This is a genomic window from Chitinilyticum aquatile DSM 21506 (assembly GCF_000430805.1).
In the GTDB taxonomy this organism is placed as follows: Bacteria; Pseudomonadota; Gammaproteobacteria; order Burkholderiales; family Chitinibacteraceae; genus Chitinilyticum; species Chitinilyticum aquatile.
Genome location: NZ_AUMS01000008.1, coordinates 48,807 through 65,425, shown reverse-complemented (window position 1 = coordinate 65,425; position 16,619 = coordinate 48,807). Strand labels below are relative to the sequence as shown.

The 16,619-nt window shown below is 61.9% G+C and carries 14 protein-coding genes; 5 read left to right on the top strand and 9 right to left on the bottom strand.

From position 1 onward, the window contains the following. Positions 1–43 precede the first annotated feature (43 nt). The 7 genes from hscB to H559_RS0106955 form a co-directional block, all read right to left on the bottom strand. Positions 44–574 carry a Fe-S protein assembly co-chaperone HscB gene (gene hscB, locus H559_RS0106985; protein ID WP_028452111.1) on the bottom strand — a complete coding sequence of 177 codons (531 nt, stop codon included), beginning with the start codon at positions 572–574 and terminating at the stop codon, positions 44–46. Between the two features lie 107 nt (positions 575–681). Next, entirely contained in the window at positions 682–1,005 is a 324-nt protein-coding gene (gene iscA, locus H559_RS0106980) for an iron-sulfur cluster assembly protein IscA (RefSeq protein ID WP_028452110.1), read from the bottom strand. A 70-nt stretch (positions 1,006–1,075) separates the two neighbouring features. Continuing rightward, positions 1,076–1,456 carry a Fe-S cluster assembly scaffold IscU gene (gene iscU / locus H559_RS0106975; protein WP_028452109.1) on the bottom strand — a complete coding sequence of 127 codons (381 nt, stop codon included), beginning with the start codon at positions 1,454–1,456 and terminating at the stop codon, positions 1,076–1,078. 151 nt (positions 1,457–1,607) lie between these two features. After that, positions 1,608–2,819, bottom strand: a complete 1,212-nt coding sequence (locus H559_RS0106970; RefSeq protein WP_028452108.1) for an IscS subfamily cysteine desulfurase — start codon at positions 2,817–2,819, stop codon at positions 1,608–1,610. 9 nt (positions 2,820–2,828) lie between these two features. Further along, on the bottom strand, positions 2,829–3,323 hold the full coding sequence (gene iscR / locus H559_RS19300; protein ID WP_034640115.1) for a Fe-S cluster assembly transcriptional regulator IscR: 495 nt from the start codon (positions 3,321–3,323) through the stop codon (positions 2,829–2,831). 106 nt (positions 3,324–3,429) lie between these two features. Further along, positions 3,430–4,203 (bottom strand): serine O-acetyltransferase, encoded by a 774-nt coding sequence (gene cysE / locus H559_RS0106960; RefSeq protein WP_028452107.1) that lies wholly within the window; start codon positions 4,201–4,203, stop codon positions 3,430–3,432. A gap of 217 nt (positions 4,204–4,420) precedes the next feature. Beyond that, positions 4,421–5,851 carry an SEL1-like repeat protein gene (locus H559_RS0106955; protein WP_028452106.1) on the bottom strand — a complete coding sequence of 477 codons (1,431 nt, stop codon included), beginning with the start codon at positions 5,849–5,851 and terminating at the stop codon, positions 4,421–4,423. A gap of 141 nt (positions 5,852–5,992) precedes the next feature. On the opposite strand from H559_RS0106955, the gene H559_RS0106950 reads away from it, so the two are divergent. Continuing rightward, complete coding sequence (locus tag H559_RS0106950) at positions 5,993–6,199, top strand: hypothetical protein (RefSeq protein WP_028452105.1); 207 nt, start codon at positions 5,993–5,995, stop codon at positions 6,197–6,199. Between the two features lie 24 nt (positions 6,200–6,223). On the opposite strand, the gene H559_RS19295 is transcribed toward H559_RS0106950, so the two are convergent. After that, on the bottom strand, positions 6,224–7,375 hold the full coding sequence (locus tag H559_RS19295; protein WP_211230904.1) for a TDT family transporter: 1,152 nt from the start codon (positions 7,373–7,375) through the stop codon (positions 6,224–6,226). A 133-nt stretch (positions 7,376–7,508) separates the two neighbouring features. Further along, a complete protein-coding gene (malQ, locus tag H559_RS0106940) occupies positions 7,509–9,119 on the bottom strand; it encodes a 4-alpha-glucanotransferase (RefSeq protein WP_028452104.1) in 1,611 nt (536 codons plus the stop codon). 254 nt (positions 9,120–9,373) lie between these two features. Between malQ and glgB the strand changes: the two genes are divergently transcribed. The 4 genes from glgB to glgC all read left to right on the top strand — a co-directional run bounded on the left by glgB (position 9,374) and on the right by glgC (position 16,615). Then, positions 9,374–11,584, top strand: a complete 2,211-nt coding sequence (gene glgB, locus H559_RS0106930; protein WP_051279038.1) for a 1,4-alpha-glucan branching protein GlgB — start codon at positions 9,374–9,376, stop codon at positions 11,582–11,584. Beyond that, positions 11,577–13,556 (top strand): glycogen debranching protein GlgX, encoded by a 1,980-nt coding sequence (glgX, locus tag H559_RS19290; protein WP_051279036.1) that lies wholly within the window; start codon positions 11,577–11,579, stop codon positions 13,554–13,556. The genes glgB and glgX overlap by 8 nt, the downstream gene beginning before the upstream one ends. 4 nt (positions 13,557–13,560) lie before the next feature. Continuing rightward, on the top strand, positions 13,561–15,189 hold the full coding sequence (locus H559_RS0106920; RefSeq protein ID WP_028452102.1) for an alpha-D-glucose phosphate-specific phosphoglucomutase: 1,629 nt from the start codon (positions 13,561–13,563) through the stop codon (positions 15,187–15,189). A gap of 151 nt (positions 15,190–15,340) precedes the next feature. After that, positions 15,341–16,615 (top strand): glucose-1-phosphate adenylyltransferase, encoded by a 1,275-nt coding sequence (glgC, locus tag H559_RS0106915; protein ID WP_028452101.1) that lies wholly within the window; start codon positions 15,341–15,343, stop codon positions 16,613–16,615. The last annotated feature ends 4 nt before the right edge of the window (positions 16,616–16,619 follow it).

The following is a 16,619-nucleotide window of genomic DNA, read 5'->3' as shown; positions in this document are numbered from 1 at the left end:
AGGCTGTTTTCACCTGCCTGCGGCTGCTTAAAAGAACATCACCTTAAAACATCACCGCTTCGATCGCGTCGCCGATTTCCTGGTCGAGTTTCTCCAGAAAGCGCAGCTTGCGTACCGCCACACTGGCTTCCTGCCATTGTGCCTCGTCCAGCAGCAGGCCGAGGTGTTCTTCCAGCGCAGCGATTTCATGGCGCAGCTCGACGTTCAGGCGTTCCAGTTCATCCAGATTGCGACTGGCCTTGGCATCCGCAATGGTTTCGCGCCATTCCATCTGCTGCATCAGGAAATCCATCGGCATGGCCGTGTTGGTGTCTTCCTGCGTGTCCACGCCATTGAGCCCGAGCAGATAGCGGCCGCGTGCCAGTGGCGATTTCAGGGTCTGGTAGGCCTCGTTGACGCGGGTGGCAATCTGCAGCGACAGCCGCCGGGTGGCGTCATCGGCACTGGCAAAGCGGTCGGGGTGGAATTCGGCCTGCAGCGCGCGGTACTGGCTGTCGAGTTCGCTGACGCTGACGTCAAAGCGCTGCGGCAGGCCGAACAGGGCGAAATGGCTCTGGTTGAAATCAAACTGCATTGCAGTCCTTCTGCCGGTTTGAATAGCGTTGAACCACAGAGACACAGAGGCACAGAGAGGAGAACGGGTTTCTCTGTGATTCTGTGTCTCTGTGGTGGAATTTCAATTTAAACGTGGAAGCTCTCGCCGCAACCGCACTCGTTCTTCACGTTCGGGTTGTTGAACTTGAAGCCTTCGTTCAGCCCTTCCTTGGTGTAGTCGAGCTCGGTACCGTCGATGTAGGCGAGGCTCTTGGCGTCGGTGTAGATCTTCACGCCATTGCTCTCGAACACCAGATCTTCCGGGTTTTCCACGTCGACGAATTCCAGCTTGTACGCCATGCCCGAACAGCCGGCGGTTTTCACGGCCAGCCGTACGCCCAGACCCTTGCCGCGCTTGGCGAGGAAGTTGGCCACGTGGGTGGCAGCGCTTTCGCTCAGTGTGAGTGCCATTGCTATACCTTTATCTGTATTGCCTTGTAGTCATTGATTTTAAATGGCTACAAGCTGATACCCTTCTTAATTAGCCGTGCTTCTTCTTGTAGTCTTCCACCGCTGCCTTGATGGCGTCTTCGGCCAGGATGGAGCAGTGGATTTTCACCGGCGGCAGCGCCAGCTCTTCGGCAATCGCCGTATTCTTGATAGCCAGTGCTTCGTCGAGCGTCTTGCCCTTCACCCATTCGGTGACGAGCGAGCTCGACGCAATCGCCGAGCCGCAGCCGTAGGTCTTGAACTTCGCATCCTGGATCACGCCGTCTTCGCCGACCTTGATCTGCAGCTTCATCACGTCGCCACAGGCCGGTGCGCCGACCATGCCGGTGCCGACGGTATCGTCGCCCTTGTCAAAGGCGCCGACGTTGCGCGGATTTTCGTAGTGGTCGAGGACCTGTTCGCTGTATGCCATTTTGTGTACCTCCGAGTTCTAATCTGTATTGGTCGCGCACATCCGGGCAATTTGCCCGGGTCGCGGTGTCCTGCAAGGCGCGGTGTCGCGCGGTTTACTGCTGTAAACAAGCGGCAACGCAACGCCGCAGGGCGCTGCGAGCCGGAGCAAATTAGTGGGCGGCCCACTCGATGGTGGAGATGTCGATGCCTTCCTTGTACATATCCCACAGCGGCGACAGTTCGCGCAGCTTGCCGATCTTGGCCTTGCAGAGTTCGATGGTGTGATCGATGTCCTCTTCCGTCGTGAAGCGGCCGATGGTGAAGCGGATCGACGAATGCGCCAGCTCATCCGAGCGGCCGAGTGCACGCAGCACGTAGGACGGTTCCAGCGAGGCAGAGGTGCAGGCCGAGCCGCTGGAAACCGCCAGGTCCTTCAGCGCCATGATCAGCGACTCGCCTTCGACGTAGTTGAAGCTCACGTTCAAGTTGTGCGGCACGCGGCGCGCCATGTCGCCATTGAGGTGCACTTCCTCGATTTCCTTCAGACCGTTCCACAGGCGATCACGCAGTGCGCCGATGCGCTTGTTCTCTTCATCCATCTCTTCCCGAGCGATGCGGAAGGCTTCGCCCATGCCGACGATCTGATGGGTGGCCAGCGTGCCGGAGCGGAAACCGCGCTCGTGGCCGCCGCCGTGCATCTGCGCTTCGAGGCGAACGCGCGGCTTGCGGCGCACGTACAGCGCACCGATGCCTTTGGGGCCGTAGGTCTTGTGCGCAGAGAAGCTCATCAGGTCGACTTTCAGCGCATTGAGATCAATCTTCACCTTGCCGGTGGCCTGCGCGGCATCAACATGGAACAGGATGCCCTTGCTGCGGCAGAGTTCGCCAATGCCTTCGATATCCTGGATCACGCCGATTTCGTTGTTCACGAACATCACGGAAATCAGGATGGTATCCGGGCGGATGGCGGCTTCCAGTGCGGCACGGTCGATCAGGCCGTTTTCCAGTACGTCGAGGTAGGTGACCTCAAAGCCTTCACGTTCCAGCTCGCGCATGGTGTCGAGGATGGCCTTGTGTTCGGTCTTCACCGTGATCAGGTGTTTGCCCTTGTTGCTGTAGAAGTGCGCAGCCCCCTTGAGGGCCAGGTTGTTCGACTCAGTGGCGCCCGAGGTCCAGACGATTTCCTTCGGATCACAGTTCACCAGCGCGGCAACCTGCTCGCGCGCTTCTTCCACCGCAGCTTCGGCTTCCCAGCCGTAGGGGTGGGAGCGGCTGGCCGGATTGCCGAACAGCTCGGTGAGGTAGGGGATCATCTTGGCGCCCACGCGCGGGTCAACCGGGGTGGTGGCGGAGTAATCGAGGTAGATCGGTTTCTTGGTCATGGCCGGTACTCAATGTGCGGCAGGCGAACCTGCGGATTCTTTCAGGGTGCGGGTGTCGATCAGGCTGCCGGTGGCAATTTCGCTGCGGCGTGCCAGCTTGGCCTTGTGGTCATCCAGCAGGTTGCCCAGCGAAACGGCGGACAGGTGCTCGTAGATGGTGCGGTTCAGCCCGGCCCACAGGTCGTGTGTCATGCAGCGGTGTTCGTCACGGCAGTTTTCCTTGCCGCCGCACTGCGTGGCATCCAGCGGCTCGTCCACCGCACAGATGATAGCGGCGACGGTGATTTCGTGCGCCGGGCGAGCCAGACAGTAGCCGCCGCCTGGGCCGCGAACACTGTCGACGAGTTCGCGACGGCGCAGTTTTCCGAACAGCTGTTCCAGATAGGAAAGCGATATGTGCTGGCGTTCGCTGATGCCGGCCAGCGTGACCGGCCCGTTCGCTTCGCGCAGCGCCAGGTCGAGCATCGCAGTGACGGCAAAGCGGCCTTTGGTGGTCAGGCGCATGCGGGTTTCCTCGCTTTGGATTTGCCTCAATCCTAAAATAACCTAGTGATTTAGTCAACTAAAAACCCGACTGGTTCAGTCGGGTTTTATGGGCGCGCTGCAGCGGTCAGTCGACCAGCCGGTTCAGGTAGCCCGGATCGAAATGATCGTCGCGGGCGCGTTCCTCGGCGCAGTCGACGCCGAGTGCTTCCAGCTTTTTCAGAATGGCCTCCAGCCGGGCATCGGTGGCCACTGTGTGGTCGAGCAGGCCATGGATGGCTTTCACCATCGGGTCGTTCATGTCGCTGGAAATGCCGTAAGCCGAAAAACCGAGCTGGGCCGCCTTGGCCGCACGCGCCTGGTCTTCCTCGGAGCAGGCCGGTTGCACGACCGCCTCGACGATGCGCGCCGGAATGCCCACGGCCGTCGCGCCGGCCGGTACGGCTTTGACGACCACCGCGTTCGAGCCGATTTTCGCGCCTTCACCAACGGTAAAGCCGCCGAGCACCTTGGCACCGGCTCCGACGATCACGCCGCGCTCCAGTGTCGGGTGGCGCTTGCCGCCGTTGAGCGAGGTGCCGCCCAGCGTCACGCCCTGATACAGCGTCACGTCGTCGCCCAGTTCGGCCGTTTCGCCGATGACCACGCCCATGCCATGGTCGATGAACACGCGGCGACCAATGGTGGCGCCGGGGTGGATTTCGATGCCGGTGATCAGGCGGGCGAATTGCGACACGATGCGCCCAAGCAGGCGCAGGTCGCGTACCCACAGGCCATGCGAGATGCGGTGCAGAGCCAGTGCATGGAAACCCGGATAGCACAGCACGACTTCCAGGCGGCTTTTGGCTGCAGGGTCGCGTTGCAGGATGACATTGATGGTTTCGCGCAGGTAATCAAGCATGATCGGGCCGGGAAGGGCAGATTAAGCCGACTATTTTACTCGACTATGCCGGTGGGGGCTAGGCTTGTAAGCCTGCCTGGCCGTGGTGCAAGGAGGGGGCTTGCCGGCATGCAAGCGGCGTGCCCCCAGGTGCTGGAGCCTGGAGCCGCTGATCCGGCTCTCGGAAAATTGAACTCCAGCGGCCAAAGGGCTGGTTCGATGGGCAGCAGGAGCAATATTAATATTGCGGTTGCGGGGTGTCCGGCCCGCGCAGTTCCAGCCGGATTGCCTTGCCCGTGCTGCGGGTGGTCAAGGGCAGGCTCGACCCCGGGAAGGCCAGTGCGGCGATGGCGCCTCGCTGCAGATAGGGGCGCAGCGTCTCCAGTGCCTTGCCCCTGGCGCGGATGCAGCCCTTGCTGTCGATCCGGCCGCTGACCGCCAGCTTGACCGGCTCATCCATCTGCTCGAATACTGCCAGCCACCACTCCAGCCCTTCGCTCAGGTTGTACGCGAGGCCGGCCGATTGATTCATCCCCATCCCGCACAGGTTCAGCTCCAGCGGCAGGGCGGGCAGTACCGGTGGCGAGGCCTGCTCGGCCGCCAGCAGCCTGCCCCAGGCCAGGCGCTCCGCCAGCAGTTCATCCGGATAGGCGAACGTCTTGGGGTCGATTTTCTGCAGGGCTGCCAGCCGGGCTATGCCCGCTTCCAGTTTGACCAGATCGGTTTCGTAGCGCAGCGCCTCTTCCAGTTGGTGCCGCGCCGGCTGGACTGCCTGTTTCAGCCCCAGCAGAGCGGCCGCTTCATAGTGCTGCAGGGCGAGCGAGAGGTCGCGCTCGGGCAGGCCGCGCCCTTCGTAGGCCAGTTCTGCCAGCTGGAAGTGCGCCACGGGATTGTTGAGTTCGGCGCCGCGTGCCAGCGCGGCCCGCGCCGGAGCGAAATCGGCGGGAGCGTTGTCGCTGCCGGCCTGCCGGACTTCCTCCATCAGCAGCACGCCGTAATTGGTCCAGGCAATGGCATCGTTGCGCTGCCGCCCCTTGTCCAGCCAGCTGATGGCGCGCTGGCGCAGCGCATTCCGGTCAAACTCTGCCTGCACGTCGTCGCGGGCTTTCAGGTAATAGAGGTAGGCGCGCAGGTACTGCCCTGCCGCATCGTTCTCCAGAGCGTGCTGCTCGGGCTGGGCGGCCAGTGCCGCAGCGAAATAGTCGCCGGATTTGCCGGAGTCGGCGATGGTGCTGGGGTAGACCAGATAGTCCGCCTCCGGCACCACGGCCCGCGCCAGCACCTGCAGCGTCGGCACTTTCAGGCCGCGTGCCAGCGCTTCTTCCAGCAGTGCAATCCCTTCGCGCTTCATGCCCTGATCGATCAGCAGCAGGCCCAGATTGTGGCTGGCGCGCGCGTAGCCCCTGGCGCGAGCCTGCTCGTAATAGGCTTGCGCCAGTGCCAGTTCTTCGGCTTCGATGTAATCGGGGGCATCGGGTGTTTTGATCAGGTGCAGATGGTGCGCCTTGCCCAGCAGAAACAGCGCTTGTGCATCGCCTTGCTCAGCCGCCGCCAGGGCTTTGGGCTGGAATTCGGCAAACTGCTTCTGTTCGAACAATTCTTCCAGCGTTGCGGCGTGGACGCTGCCAAGCAGGAATAAGACCGTGATGCAGCAATGGCGGAGTGACATGGTGGGGATTTGCAATGGTAGGGTTGTGGGTATGTTGGTAGGGGGTATTTTCTTCAAGGAGTATGTGGCGATACCCACCCTTTGTCCTGTGTTGTGTTTCACACGCCAGTGCTTTGAAATTGGAGCTGGATGGCGGCATGAATGATGCTGAGCCAAGAAACCAGGACCTGCTGCCCCAGCTATGGGCGCATCATCGAATTCGGGTCGTTGTTGTGCTTCGGCGTGAGGTTGTTTGTTGTGGTGGCTACAGGTCTGCAGAAAGGCAATTTAGTAATCGCTCAAAAATATGATCATTCATCGCATTCAAGGCTGAAGGCGATTGCCGCAGATCTGGAAGTACTATCGTGAGCCTGAATGATTCCATGCCAACAATTATTCCTTCCGGGCCACCGCTTGCGGGCTGATCAGGGGCGGACGCAGCAGTTTTCCCGAAATCACACCCCTCAGTGTCTGGGCAAACACCAGCAGCCACGCGCACAGCAGCACGGCATACAGCAACAGGGCGATCCAGCGAAACAGCGGCAGTTTCAGCATGATCGACAAAACGCAGGTTCCGGTGACGCAGGTGCCGACCGGAAAGGTGAAGGACCACCAGGTCAGGGCAAATCCCATCTGGCGGCGGATTGCCCGCCAGGTGAGCAGGATGGCGAGGGCCATCCACAACCACATGAACCCCCACATCACCAGCCCGTAGAACAATCCGATGTTCAGCAAGCCCTCCGCAAAGGGCAGGGCTGCGCCATCATAGGCCACAGCCGCGATCCCCAGCCCGCCTGCTGCCGTAATCGATTGGCCAACCGGCCCCAGCACGATCCACAGGGTCGGGACGCGCACGCCGCCCGAGGAGCCATAATGGGCTAGCCGGCTCCAGATCAGTGAAATGATGACCAGGGAGGCAATCAGGCTCATGCCGAAGAGCGAATAGCTGATGACCAGCAAGCTATGCCGCCAGAGGGCATCTTCAATGTATGGAATGAGTTGCGCTGCTGCCGCCGCCGAAACCATGGGCGGCACGACGGGCATCAGCCAGCCACCGAAGGCGGAGTCATGCTTGACCTGCAGGCGGGTAAACAGGCGGAAGGTGACCAGCACCGCGCAGGCGAAGCCCAGTATGGTCCCGGTCAGCCAGCAGCCGATCTTGATGAACATCGCCAGTTCAAGGCCGATGTACTGCGGCCCGACCAGCATCGTGGCTGTGCCCACGGTGAGAATGGCCATCGGCGGCGCCCCGAAAAACTGGATGCCGACCGGGTCATCGAGCAGGGCGTTCAGGGCTGCTGGCCGGCTGCACCAGTTCCAGGTCGCTGCGATCAGCAGCACGATCAGCAGCAGCGTTGCTGCCAGCCAGGCGCTGGTGATGATCAGCTCAAGCCCGGGGAAGCGGATGGGCTGCAGTTTTCCGGCTATCGCCAGGATGCCGGTGCCCATCACCGATGCAAACCAGTTGGGGCCGATTAGTATGCCTGCCGGATTTGCGGCGCCGGGCGTGGCTGGAGGCAAGGCGGGTTTGTCTGCGGTCATCATCAGGGTATCCTTCCCGGAGCACGCGTGACGGTGTTGAAGTCAGGGAGGTTCCAGGCTTTTTCGCTAAATACATTATTGGGTATGTCGGTGTATCCATTTGCCTGTTTTGCGTCTATCCGTATACGTATTGGCTTTATGGTGCCGAGGCGCTCAGGCCATTGCGCCCGTACAGCTGGCTCAGGTACTTCAGCCCCTCGGCCTGGCCGGAGGTAAGCGCGTCGGCGCTGAAGCGGTACTGCCAGTTGCCGCTTGCCGTGCCCGGCGTGTTCATCCGGGCGCTCGTGCCCTGGCCGAGTACGTCCTGCACCGGTGCGATGGCGAAGAGGGCGCTGGTAGACCACGCCAGCCGGATCAGATCCCAGCCTGCGGCTTCGCCCGAGGTATTCAGATAGCGGCGGAAGTAGTCGCGTGCCTTTTCATTGGCTGCGCCATACCAGCCCAGCGTGGTGTCGTTGTCGTGCGTGCCGGTGTAGACCACCGTGCGGCTCTCCGGATAGTTGTGCGGTAGGTGGTCGCTGGCCGCGTCGGCATCAAACGCAAACTGCAGCACCTTCATGCCGGGCAGGCCCAGCTTTTCGCGCAAGGCGGTGACGTCCGGCGTGATGATGCCCAGGTCTTCGGCGATGATGGGCAGGTTTTTGCCCAGCGCCTTTTCGATGGCGGCGAACAGCGCCTTGCCCGGCGACTTTTTCCACTGGCCGTTCACCGCCGTGGCTTCGCCGAACGGCACCGCCCAGTAGGCGGCAAAGGCGCGGAAGTGGTCGATGCGCACGATGTCAGTAGAAGCGAGCAGTGCGGCGATGCGATCTGTCCACCAGGCAAAGTCCTGCTCCTGATGCCTGGGCCAGTCGTACAGCGGGTTGCCCCACAGCTGGCCGGTTGCGGAAAAATAATCGGGCGGTACGCCGGCGACTTCATTCGGGTCGCCGGCGGCATCGAGGCAGAACAGCGCTTGATTGGCCCACACGTCGGCCGAATCGAAGGCGACAAAAATCGGAATATCACCGATCAGCCGGATTCCGCGCTCATTGGCGTAGGTCTTGAGTTGCCCCCACTGGCGGAAGAACAGGAACTGCAGGAACTGATAAAAGGCCACGTCGTCGGCCAGCGTCTTGCGCCAGTGGCTCAATGCCTTGGGAGTGCGCGCTGCCAGCTCGGCGGGCCAGGAATTCCATACCGCGCCGTAGTAGCAATCCTTGATCTGGTTGTCCGTAAGCCGCCCAGCCAGTCGCTGGTAGTAGGTCTGGTACTCGGGTGTTTCATAGTCATTCTGTCGCGCGGCGATGAAGTGGAATTTACAGGCGACAAACAGCGCAAAGTCATCCAGCCAGACGTGCTGCTTGCAGAAGGTTGCGAACTCCTTTTTCAAGGCGGCAGGCGGGCTGGCCTGATAGTTGCGCCATGCCGCACGCAGCACGGTCATTTTCCACGGGATGACGCTGCCGTAATCGACGTGCTGGGCATCAAAGGCGAGCGCCGGGATGTCGGCGTCAGTGAGCAGGCCATCCTTGATCAGCAGTTCGGGGCTGATCAGGTAGTGGTTGCCGGCGAAAGTGGAGAAGGACTGGTAGGGTGAATCGCCGTAGCTGGTCACGCCCAGCGGCAAAACCTGCCACAGCGTCTGGCCAGCGGACTGCAGAAAATCGGCGAAGCGGCAGGCTGCCGGACCAAGGTCGCCGATGCCGTAAGGCGAAGGCAGCGAGGTGATGTGGGCCAGCAGGCCGGATGCTCGGCTGAACGTCATTGTGCGCACCTATATGACAAAGTGTAATAATTTGGTAAGTAATATTTCGGTAAACTAGCTGGTAAGCAAGCTGTCGTTGTCGCATATTGTGCTGCTGCGCTGCCGCAAAGCTGGCCTGCATCGCCCGTTATGTGGCATTTTTGCTGCAAGCGCAAGCATTTCCGCCCTGGAAGTGCAGGCTTACGAATCTGGTGTATCAGCTGACAATTGACAGCGTCGGGCGCCAATAAAAACAATGACCAGCGAGGATTTACATGCTGACCCTCCCGTGCGCAGAAATCGAAGCCGCAGCCCTTGACGCCTCCGCAATCGAGGCCATCTGCAGCGGCACGCATGACAATCCCTTTGCCCTGTTGGGCATGCACTCCACCACCGCCGGCCTGCAGGTGCGGGCCTGGCTGCCTGGTGCCGATCAGGTCAGCGTTCTGGATGCCAAAACCGGCCGCAAGCTGGTCGAGCTGACCCGTTTTGATGATCGCGGTTTTTTTGCCGGCAGCGTGCCGCGACGCAAGAATGCCTTTGCCTATCGGCTGCTGGTACGCTGGGGCGAACACGAATTCGATCTGGAAGATCCGTACCGCTTTGCCCCGACGCTGGGTGAACAGGACGTCTGGCTGCTGGCCGAAGGGACACACTTGCGCCCCTACGAGCGCCTGGGTACCCATCCGCGCACGATGGAAGAGGTGGGCGGCGTGGCGTTTGCCGTGTGGGCGCCAAATGCCCGGCGCGTGTCGGTGGTCGGCGACTTCAACGGCTGGGACGGCCGGCGGCACCCGATGCGCAAGCATCTGGGCTGCGGGGTGTGGGAAATCTTCCTGCCCAATATTCCGGCTGGCAGCAATTACAAATACGAAATTCTGGATGCCAATGGCCAAATCCGCCTGAAGTCGGACCCCTATGGCTTCGCGTCCGAGCTGCGCCCGAGTACCGCATCGAAAATCGCCTTTCTGCCATCTTGGGTCGAGCCGAGTGAAGCGCGCCGCAGCGCCAACCGCTTCAATGCGCCAGTGTCGATTTACGAGGTGCATCTGGGCTCCTGGCGCCGTGTGCCGGAAGAGGGCAATCGCTGGCTGACCTACCGCGAGCTGGCCGAACAACTGGTGCCCTATGTGGCCGAACTGGGCTTCACCCATATCGAGCTGCTGCCGATCAACGAGCATCCCTTTGATGGTTCCTGGGGGTACCAGCCGCTAGGCCTTTATTCGCCGACCTCGCGCTTTGGTACCCCGGAAGATTTCCGCTATTTCGTCGAGGCGGCGCATGCGGCTGGCGTCGGTGTATTGCTGGACTGGGTGCCTGGCCACTTCCCGACCGATGATCATGGCCTGGCGACGTTTGATGGCACGCACATCTACGAGCACGCCGATCCGAAGGAAGGCTTCCATCAGGACTGGAACACGCTGATCTACAACTTCGGTCGCAACGAAGTGCGCAACTACCTGATCGGCAATGCACTGTACTGGGTCGAGCGCTTCGGCATCGATGGCCTGCGCGTCGACGCGGTGGCGTCCATGCTGTACCGCGACTACTCGAGAAAAGAAGGCGAGTGGGTGCCGAACCAGTTTGGCGGCCGCGAGAATCTGGAAGCCATCGATTTCATGCGCCGGATGAATGCGACCGTTGGCACCGAGCGCCCCGAGGCGATGACGATGGCTGAAGAATCGACGGCGTTTCCGGCCGTGAGCCGGCCGCCGGAAATGGGCGGCTTGGGATTCCACTACAAGTGGAATATGGGCTGGATGCACGACACGCTCAGCTATTTCCAGAAAGAGCCGATTCACCGCAAGCATCATCACAATCAGCTGACCTTCGGGCTCTTGTACGCCTTTACGGAAAACTTCGTGCTGCCGCTGTCGCATGATGAAGTGGTGCACGGCAAGGGCTCGTTGCTTGGCAAGATGCCGGGCGACTGCTGGCAGCAGTTTGCCAATCTGCGTGCCTACTACGCCTTCATGTGGGCGCATCCGGGCAAGAAGCTGGTGTTCATGGGCGGCGAATTCGGCCAGGGGCGCGAGTGGAATCATGACAGCAGCCTCGACTGGCATCTGCTGAATGAAGGCCCGTGGCACGCCGGCGTGCAGGCGCTCGTGCGTGATTTGAACCGGGCTTACAAGGCAGAGCCGGCGCTGCACGAGATCGATTTCGACCCGCGCGGCTTCCAGTGGCTGGTGGCCGACGACTCTGAACACTCCACGCTGGCGTTTGTGCGCTATGCGGACAATGGCCGCCCGGTGATCGTGGTGTGCAACTTCACGCCGGTGCCGCGTCATGGCTATCGCATCGGCGTGCCCGATGCGGGGCATTACCGCGAGATACTGAACACCGATTCGACCTTCTATGCCGGCAGCAATACCGGCAATGGCGGTGTGGCCAGTGAAGCGCATCCGCTGCATGGCCACGCGCAGTCGATCACGCTGACCTTGCCGCCGCTCTCGGTCATTTATCTGGCGCGTGACGATGGTTGATCAGGCTGTGAGCCTATCAACCGGGCTGCCGTATCCGCTGGGTGCGACGCCGGACGAGCGCGGGGTGAACTTCGCGCTCTATGCCGGCGCGGCCAGCGGCGTAACCTTGTGCCTGTTCGATACGAGTGGTGCGCAGGAACGGGCCCGCTACACACTGACCCAGTGTGAGAACGGGGTATGGTTTGGTAGGATCGATGATGTAAAGGCTGGGTCTGTATACGGCTATAGGGTAAGTGGCGAGTGGGCGCCCGAGCGCGGCCTGCGCCACAATCCCGAACTGCTGCTGCTCGACCCGTATGCCCGCGAAGTCGTCGGCGAATTCGGCAAGACGCCGCTGCTGGCACGCGTGACTGCGGAAGCTTATGACTGGGGCGACGATACGCCGCCGCGCACGCCCTGGGGCGAGACGGTGATCTACGAAGCGCATGTGCGCGGGCTGACCATGCGGCATCCGGAGATTCCGGCCGAGCTGCGCGGCAGCTACGCGGCGCTGGCGCACCCGGCGATCATCGCGCACCTGCAAAAACTCGGCGTCACCGCCATCGAGCTGCTGCCGGTGCAGTACTTTCTGGATGAGCCGCGGCTCATCGATCTCGGTCTGAAAAACTACTGGGGTTACAACCCGCTGGCCTGGTTTGCACCGGCATCGCGCTACTGGTCGGGCCGGGCCGGTACCACGCCGCTGTCGGAGTTTCGCGACGCGGTAAAGGCGCTGCACGCTGCCGGCATCGAGGTAATACTCGATGTGGTGTTCAACCACACGGCAGAGCTGGATGCGCCGGGGCCGGTGCTGGGCTATCGCGGCATCGATAACGCTGCCTATTACGTGCTCAACGGTCATGGCGAGTATGAGAACTGGACCGGCTGCGGCAATGTGTTGAACCTCTCGCACCCGCGCGTGGCGCAGCTGGTGATGGATGCGCTGCGCTACTGGGTAGGCGAATGCCATGTTGATGGCTTCCGCTTTGACCTCGCGCCGATTCTGGGGCGCGTCAACGGCGGCTTCAGCGCGCTTGCGCCCTTGCTGGTGGCGATGCAGCAGGATCCGCTGCTGACCCGGGTCAAGCTGATCGCCGAGCCGTGGGACATCGGCCCGGGCGGCTACCAGCTTGGTCAGTTTCCTGCCGGCTGGGGCGAGTGGAACGATCAGTATCGCGACTCCATGCGCCAATTCTGGCTGCACGACGGCGTGAATCGCGCCCTCTTTGCGCGCCGCTTTGCGGCATCGAGCGACCGTTTCCAGCATGGCGGGCGCGCACCGCAGGCCAGCGTGAATTTCCTGACCGCGCACGATGGCTTCACCCTGCGCGATCTCGTCAGCTACAACCACAAGCACAATCTCGCCAACAAGGAACACAACCGCGACGGCCATTCGCACAATCTGTCGTGGAATTGCGGCGCGGAAGGCCCGAGCGATGACGCCGGCATCAACACCCTGCGCGAACGCGCGCAGAAGGCCTTGCTGGCGACGCTGCTGCTGTCGCAGGGCACACCGATGCTGCTGGCTGGCGACGAGCTGGGCCACAGCCAGCAGGGTAACAACAACGCCTATTGCCAGGACAACGACATCACCTGGCTGGACTGGCAGAACGCCCAGTCGGGGCTGGCCGATTACGTTGCGGAACTGATCGCCATACGCAAAAGCTGCCCGGCACTCACCAGCAATCACTGGTGGCGTGGCACCGAGGCCGGAGCGACTGCCGATGTGCAATGGCTCAACCCGTCTGGTGATGCTCTGCACCCGCACGACTGGGACGATGCCGCAGGTCGTGCGCTGATGATTCTGCTGGCGGGTGACTTGCTGATCCTGCTCAATGCCTCGGCGCACCAGTTGCATTTTCATTTGCCGGCGGGCAGCTGGCAGCTGAGGCTGGCCAGTACTGGCGATGCCCAGACTTCACACAAACTGCACGACTGCCGCGTCGCCGCGCGCAGCGTGACCGTACTCACCCGATTCGATGGACAGGAATGAACGCATGAGCAAGACCATTACTACCCAAGCCTTTGCCGGCCAGCGCCCCGGGACCTCCGGCCTGCGCAAGAAAGTGACCGTTTTCCAGCAGCCGCACTATCTGGAAAACTTCGTGCAGGCGATTTTTGATTCGGTGCCGGAACTCGATGGCGGCGTGCTGGTAGTCGGCGGCGACGGCCGCTATTACAACCGCACGGCGATCCAGACCATCCTGAAAATGGCCGCCGCCAACGGCGTGGCCAAGGTGCTGGTGGGCAAGGGCGGGATTCTCTCCACACCGGCAGCCAGCTGCGTGATCCGCAAATACGGCGCGGTCGGCGGGATCGTGCTGTCGGCCTCGCACAATCCGGGTGGCCCGGATGGCGATTTCGGCATCAAGTACAACATCAGCAACGGCGGCCCGGCGCCGGAAGCGGTGACTGAAGCGATTTACGCGCGCACGCAAACCATTACCGAATACCAGCTTGCTGATGCCGCCGACTACAACCTGGATACGCTGGGCGAGGGCGAGCTGGCCGGGATGCAGGTCGTGGTGCTCGACTCCGTACTCGACTACAGCGAGCTGATGGCCGGCCTGTTCGATTTCGCCGCGATCCGCGCCTGGTTCGCGGCAGGTCACGCCATGCGTTTTGACGCGCTGTCGGCCGTATCCGGCCCGTATGCGAAGCACATCATCGAAGGCGTGCTGGGCGCGCCAGAAGGCACCGTCGTCAATGGCGAGCCGCTGGAAGACTTTGGCGGCCATCATCCCGATCCGAATCCGGCGCATGCGCATGAGTTGATGGAAGCCATGTTTGCGGCGGATGCCCCCGATCTGGGCGCCGCCAGCGACGGCGACGCCGACCGCAACATGATCGTCGGCAAGAAGCTGGCCGTGACCCCGTCCGATTCGCTGGCCATCATGGCCGCCAACGCCACGCTGATTCCGGGCTACAAGGACGGCCTGTCCGGCATCGCCCGTTCCATGCCGACCTCGCAGGCAGCCGATGTCGTCGCCAGGGCGCTGGGTATCCCCTGCTTCGAAACACCCACCGGCTGGAAATTCTTCGGCAATCTGCTGGATGCCAACCGCGCCACGCTGTGCGGCGAAGAGTCGTATGGCACCAGCTCGGACCATGTGCGCGAGAAGGACGGCGTCTGGGCGGTGCTGTTCTGGCTGAACCTGCTGGCCGCAACGGGCAAGAGCGTTTCTGAGCTGGTCAGTGCGCACTGGGCGCGTTTCGGGCGGCACTTCTATTCGCGCCACGATTTCGAGGGGCTGGATACCGATGCGGCCAATGGATTGATGGAACACCTGCGTGGCCTGCTGGGCGGACTGGCTGGCCAGCAGCTGCACGGTCTGACGGTGAAGCTGGCCGATGATTTTGCCTACACCGATCCGATTGATGGCTCGGTGTCGAAAAAGCAGGGCATCCGTGTGCTGTTCGAAGACGGCAGCCGCGTGGTGTATCGCCTGTCCGGTACCGGCACCGAAGGGGCCACGCTGCGCGTGTATCTGGAGCGCTATGTGGCCGATGCCGCAGGGCACGGCGAGGATACCCAGTCGGCGCTGGCGGCGCTGATCACGATTTCCAGGGAGCTTGCGCAGATCGCCGAGCGCACCGGCCGCACCGAGCCGACTGTGGTGACCTGATTTCCTTTGGGTATATTGATGTAGCCATTAAAAATAAAGGGATTCGGCGATATACATTAATGTGTATATCGCTGCGATCCAGAGCTTGCGGCAACAGTCGCAACGGCGCGGGCGACAAGCCCTCCGAGGATGAGTAAGGGAGAATAAACACATGAAGACGCAAACCCTGGACAAGATCACGCTGGCCCGCCAGCTGCCCAACAAATCGGTCGCGCTGGTGCTCGCCGGCGGCCGCGGCTCGCGCCTGAAGGCGCTGACCGATCACCGCGCCAAGCCGGCGGTGTATTTCGGCGGCAAGTTCCGCATCATCGATTTTGCGCTGTCGAATTGCCTGAATTCCGGCATCCGCCGCATAGGCGTCATCACGCAGTACAAGTCGCACTCGCTGCTGCGCCATCTGCAGCGCGGCTGGTCGTTCCTGCGCGGCGAGCTCAACGAATTTGTCGACCTGTTGCCGGCCCAGCAGCGCGTGGATGAGGAGCACTGGTATCGCGGCACGGCCGATGCGGTGTATCAGAATCTGGACATCGTGCGGACCTACAAATCCGAGTATGTGGTGATTCTGGCGGGAGATCACATCTACAAGATGGATTACTCGCGCATGCTATTGGATCATGTGGAAAAGGGCGGCAAGTGCACGGTGGCGTGCATTGAAGTACCGCGCAACGAAGCCAGCGCCTTTGGGGTGATGGCGGTGAACGAAGACCGCCAGATTACCGCGTTTGTCGAAAAACCGGCCAATCCGCCGGCGATGCCGGGCAAGGACGATGTCTCGCTGGCGTCGATGGGCATCTACATTTTCAACACCGACTATCTGGCGCAGCTGCTGGAAGAAGACATCCGCAACCCCGACTCTAGCCACGATTTCGGCAAGGACCTGATCCCGAAGGCCGTGAGCCAGGGCGAGGCGTTTGCGCATCCCTTCGGCCTGTCCTGCGTGCAGAGCGATGAATCGGGCGACCCGTACTGGCGCGATGTCGGTACCGTTGATGCCTACCACGCCGCCAACCTCGATCTGGCTTCCGTGACCCCCGAGCTGGACATGTATGACCGCGCGTGGCCGATCCACTCCTACCAGGAGCAGCTGCCGCCGGCCAAGTTCGTGCAGGACCGCAACGGCAGCCACGGCATGACGCTCAATTCGCTGGTATCCGGCGGCTGCATCGTGTCGGGCTCGCTGGTGCTCAACTCGGTGCTGTTCTCGCAGGTGCGCGTGCATTCCTTCTGCACCATCGATTCAGCAGTCATCCTGCCGGACGTGACCATCGGCCGTTCCTGCCGCCTGCGCCGCGTGGTGATCGACCGCAGCTGCGTCATCCCCGACGGCATGGTGGTCGGCGAGAACGCCGAGGAAGATGCTCGCCGCTTCTACCGCAGTGAAAACGGCGTGGTGCTGATCACCCGCGACATGCTGGAGAAGCTCTGAGCCG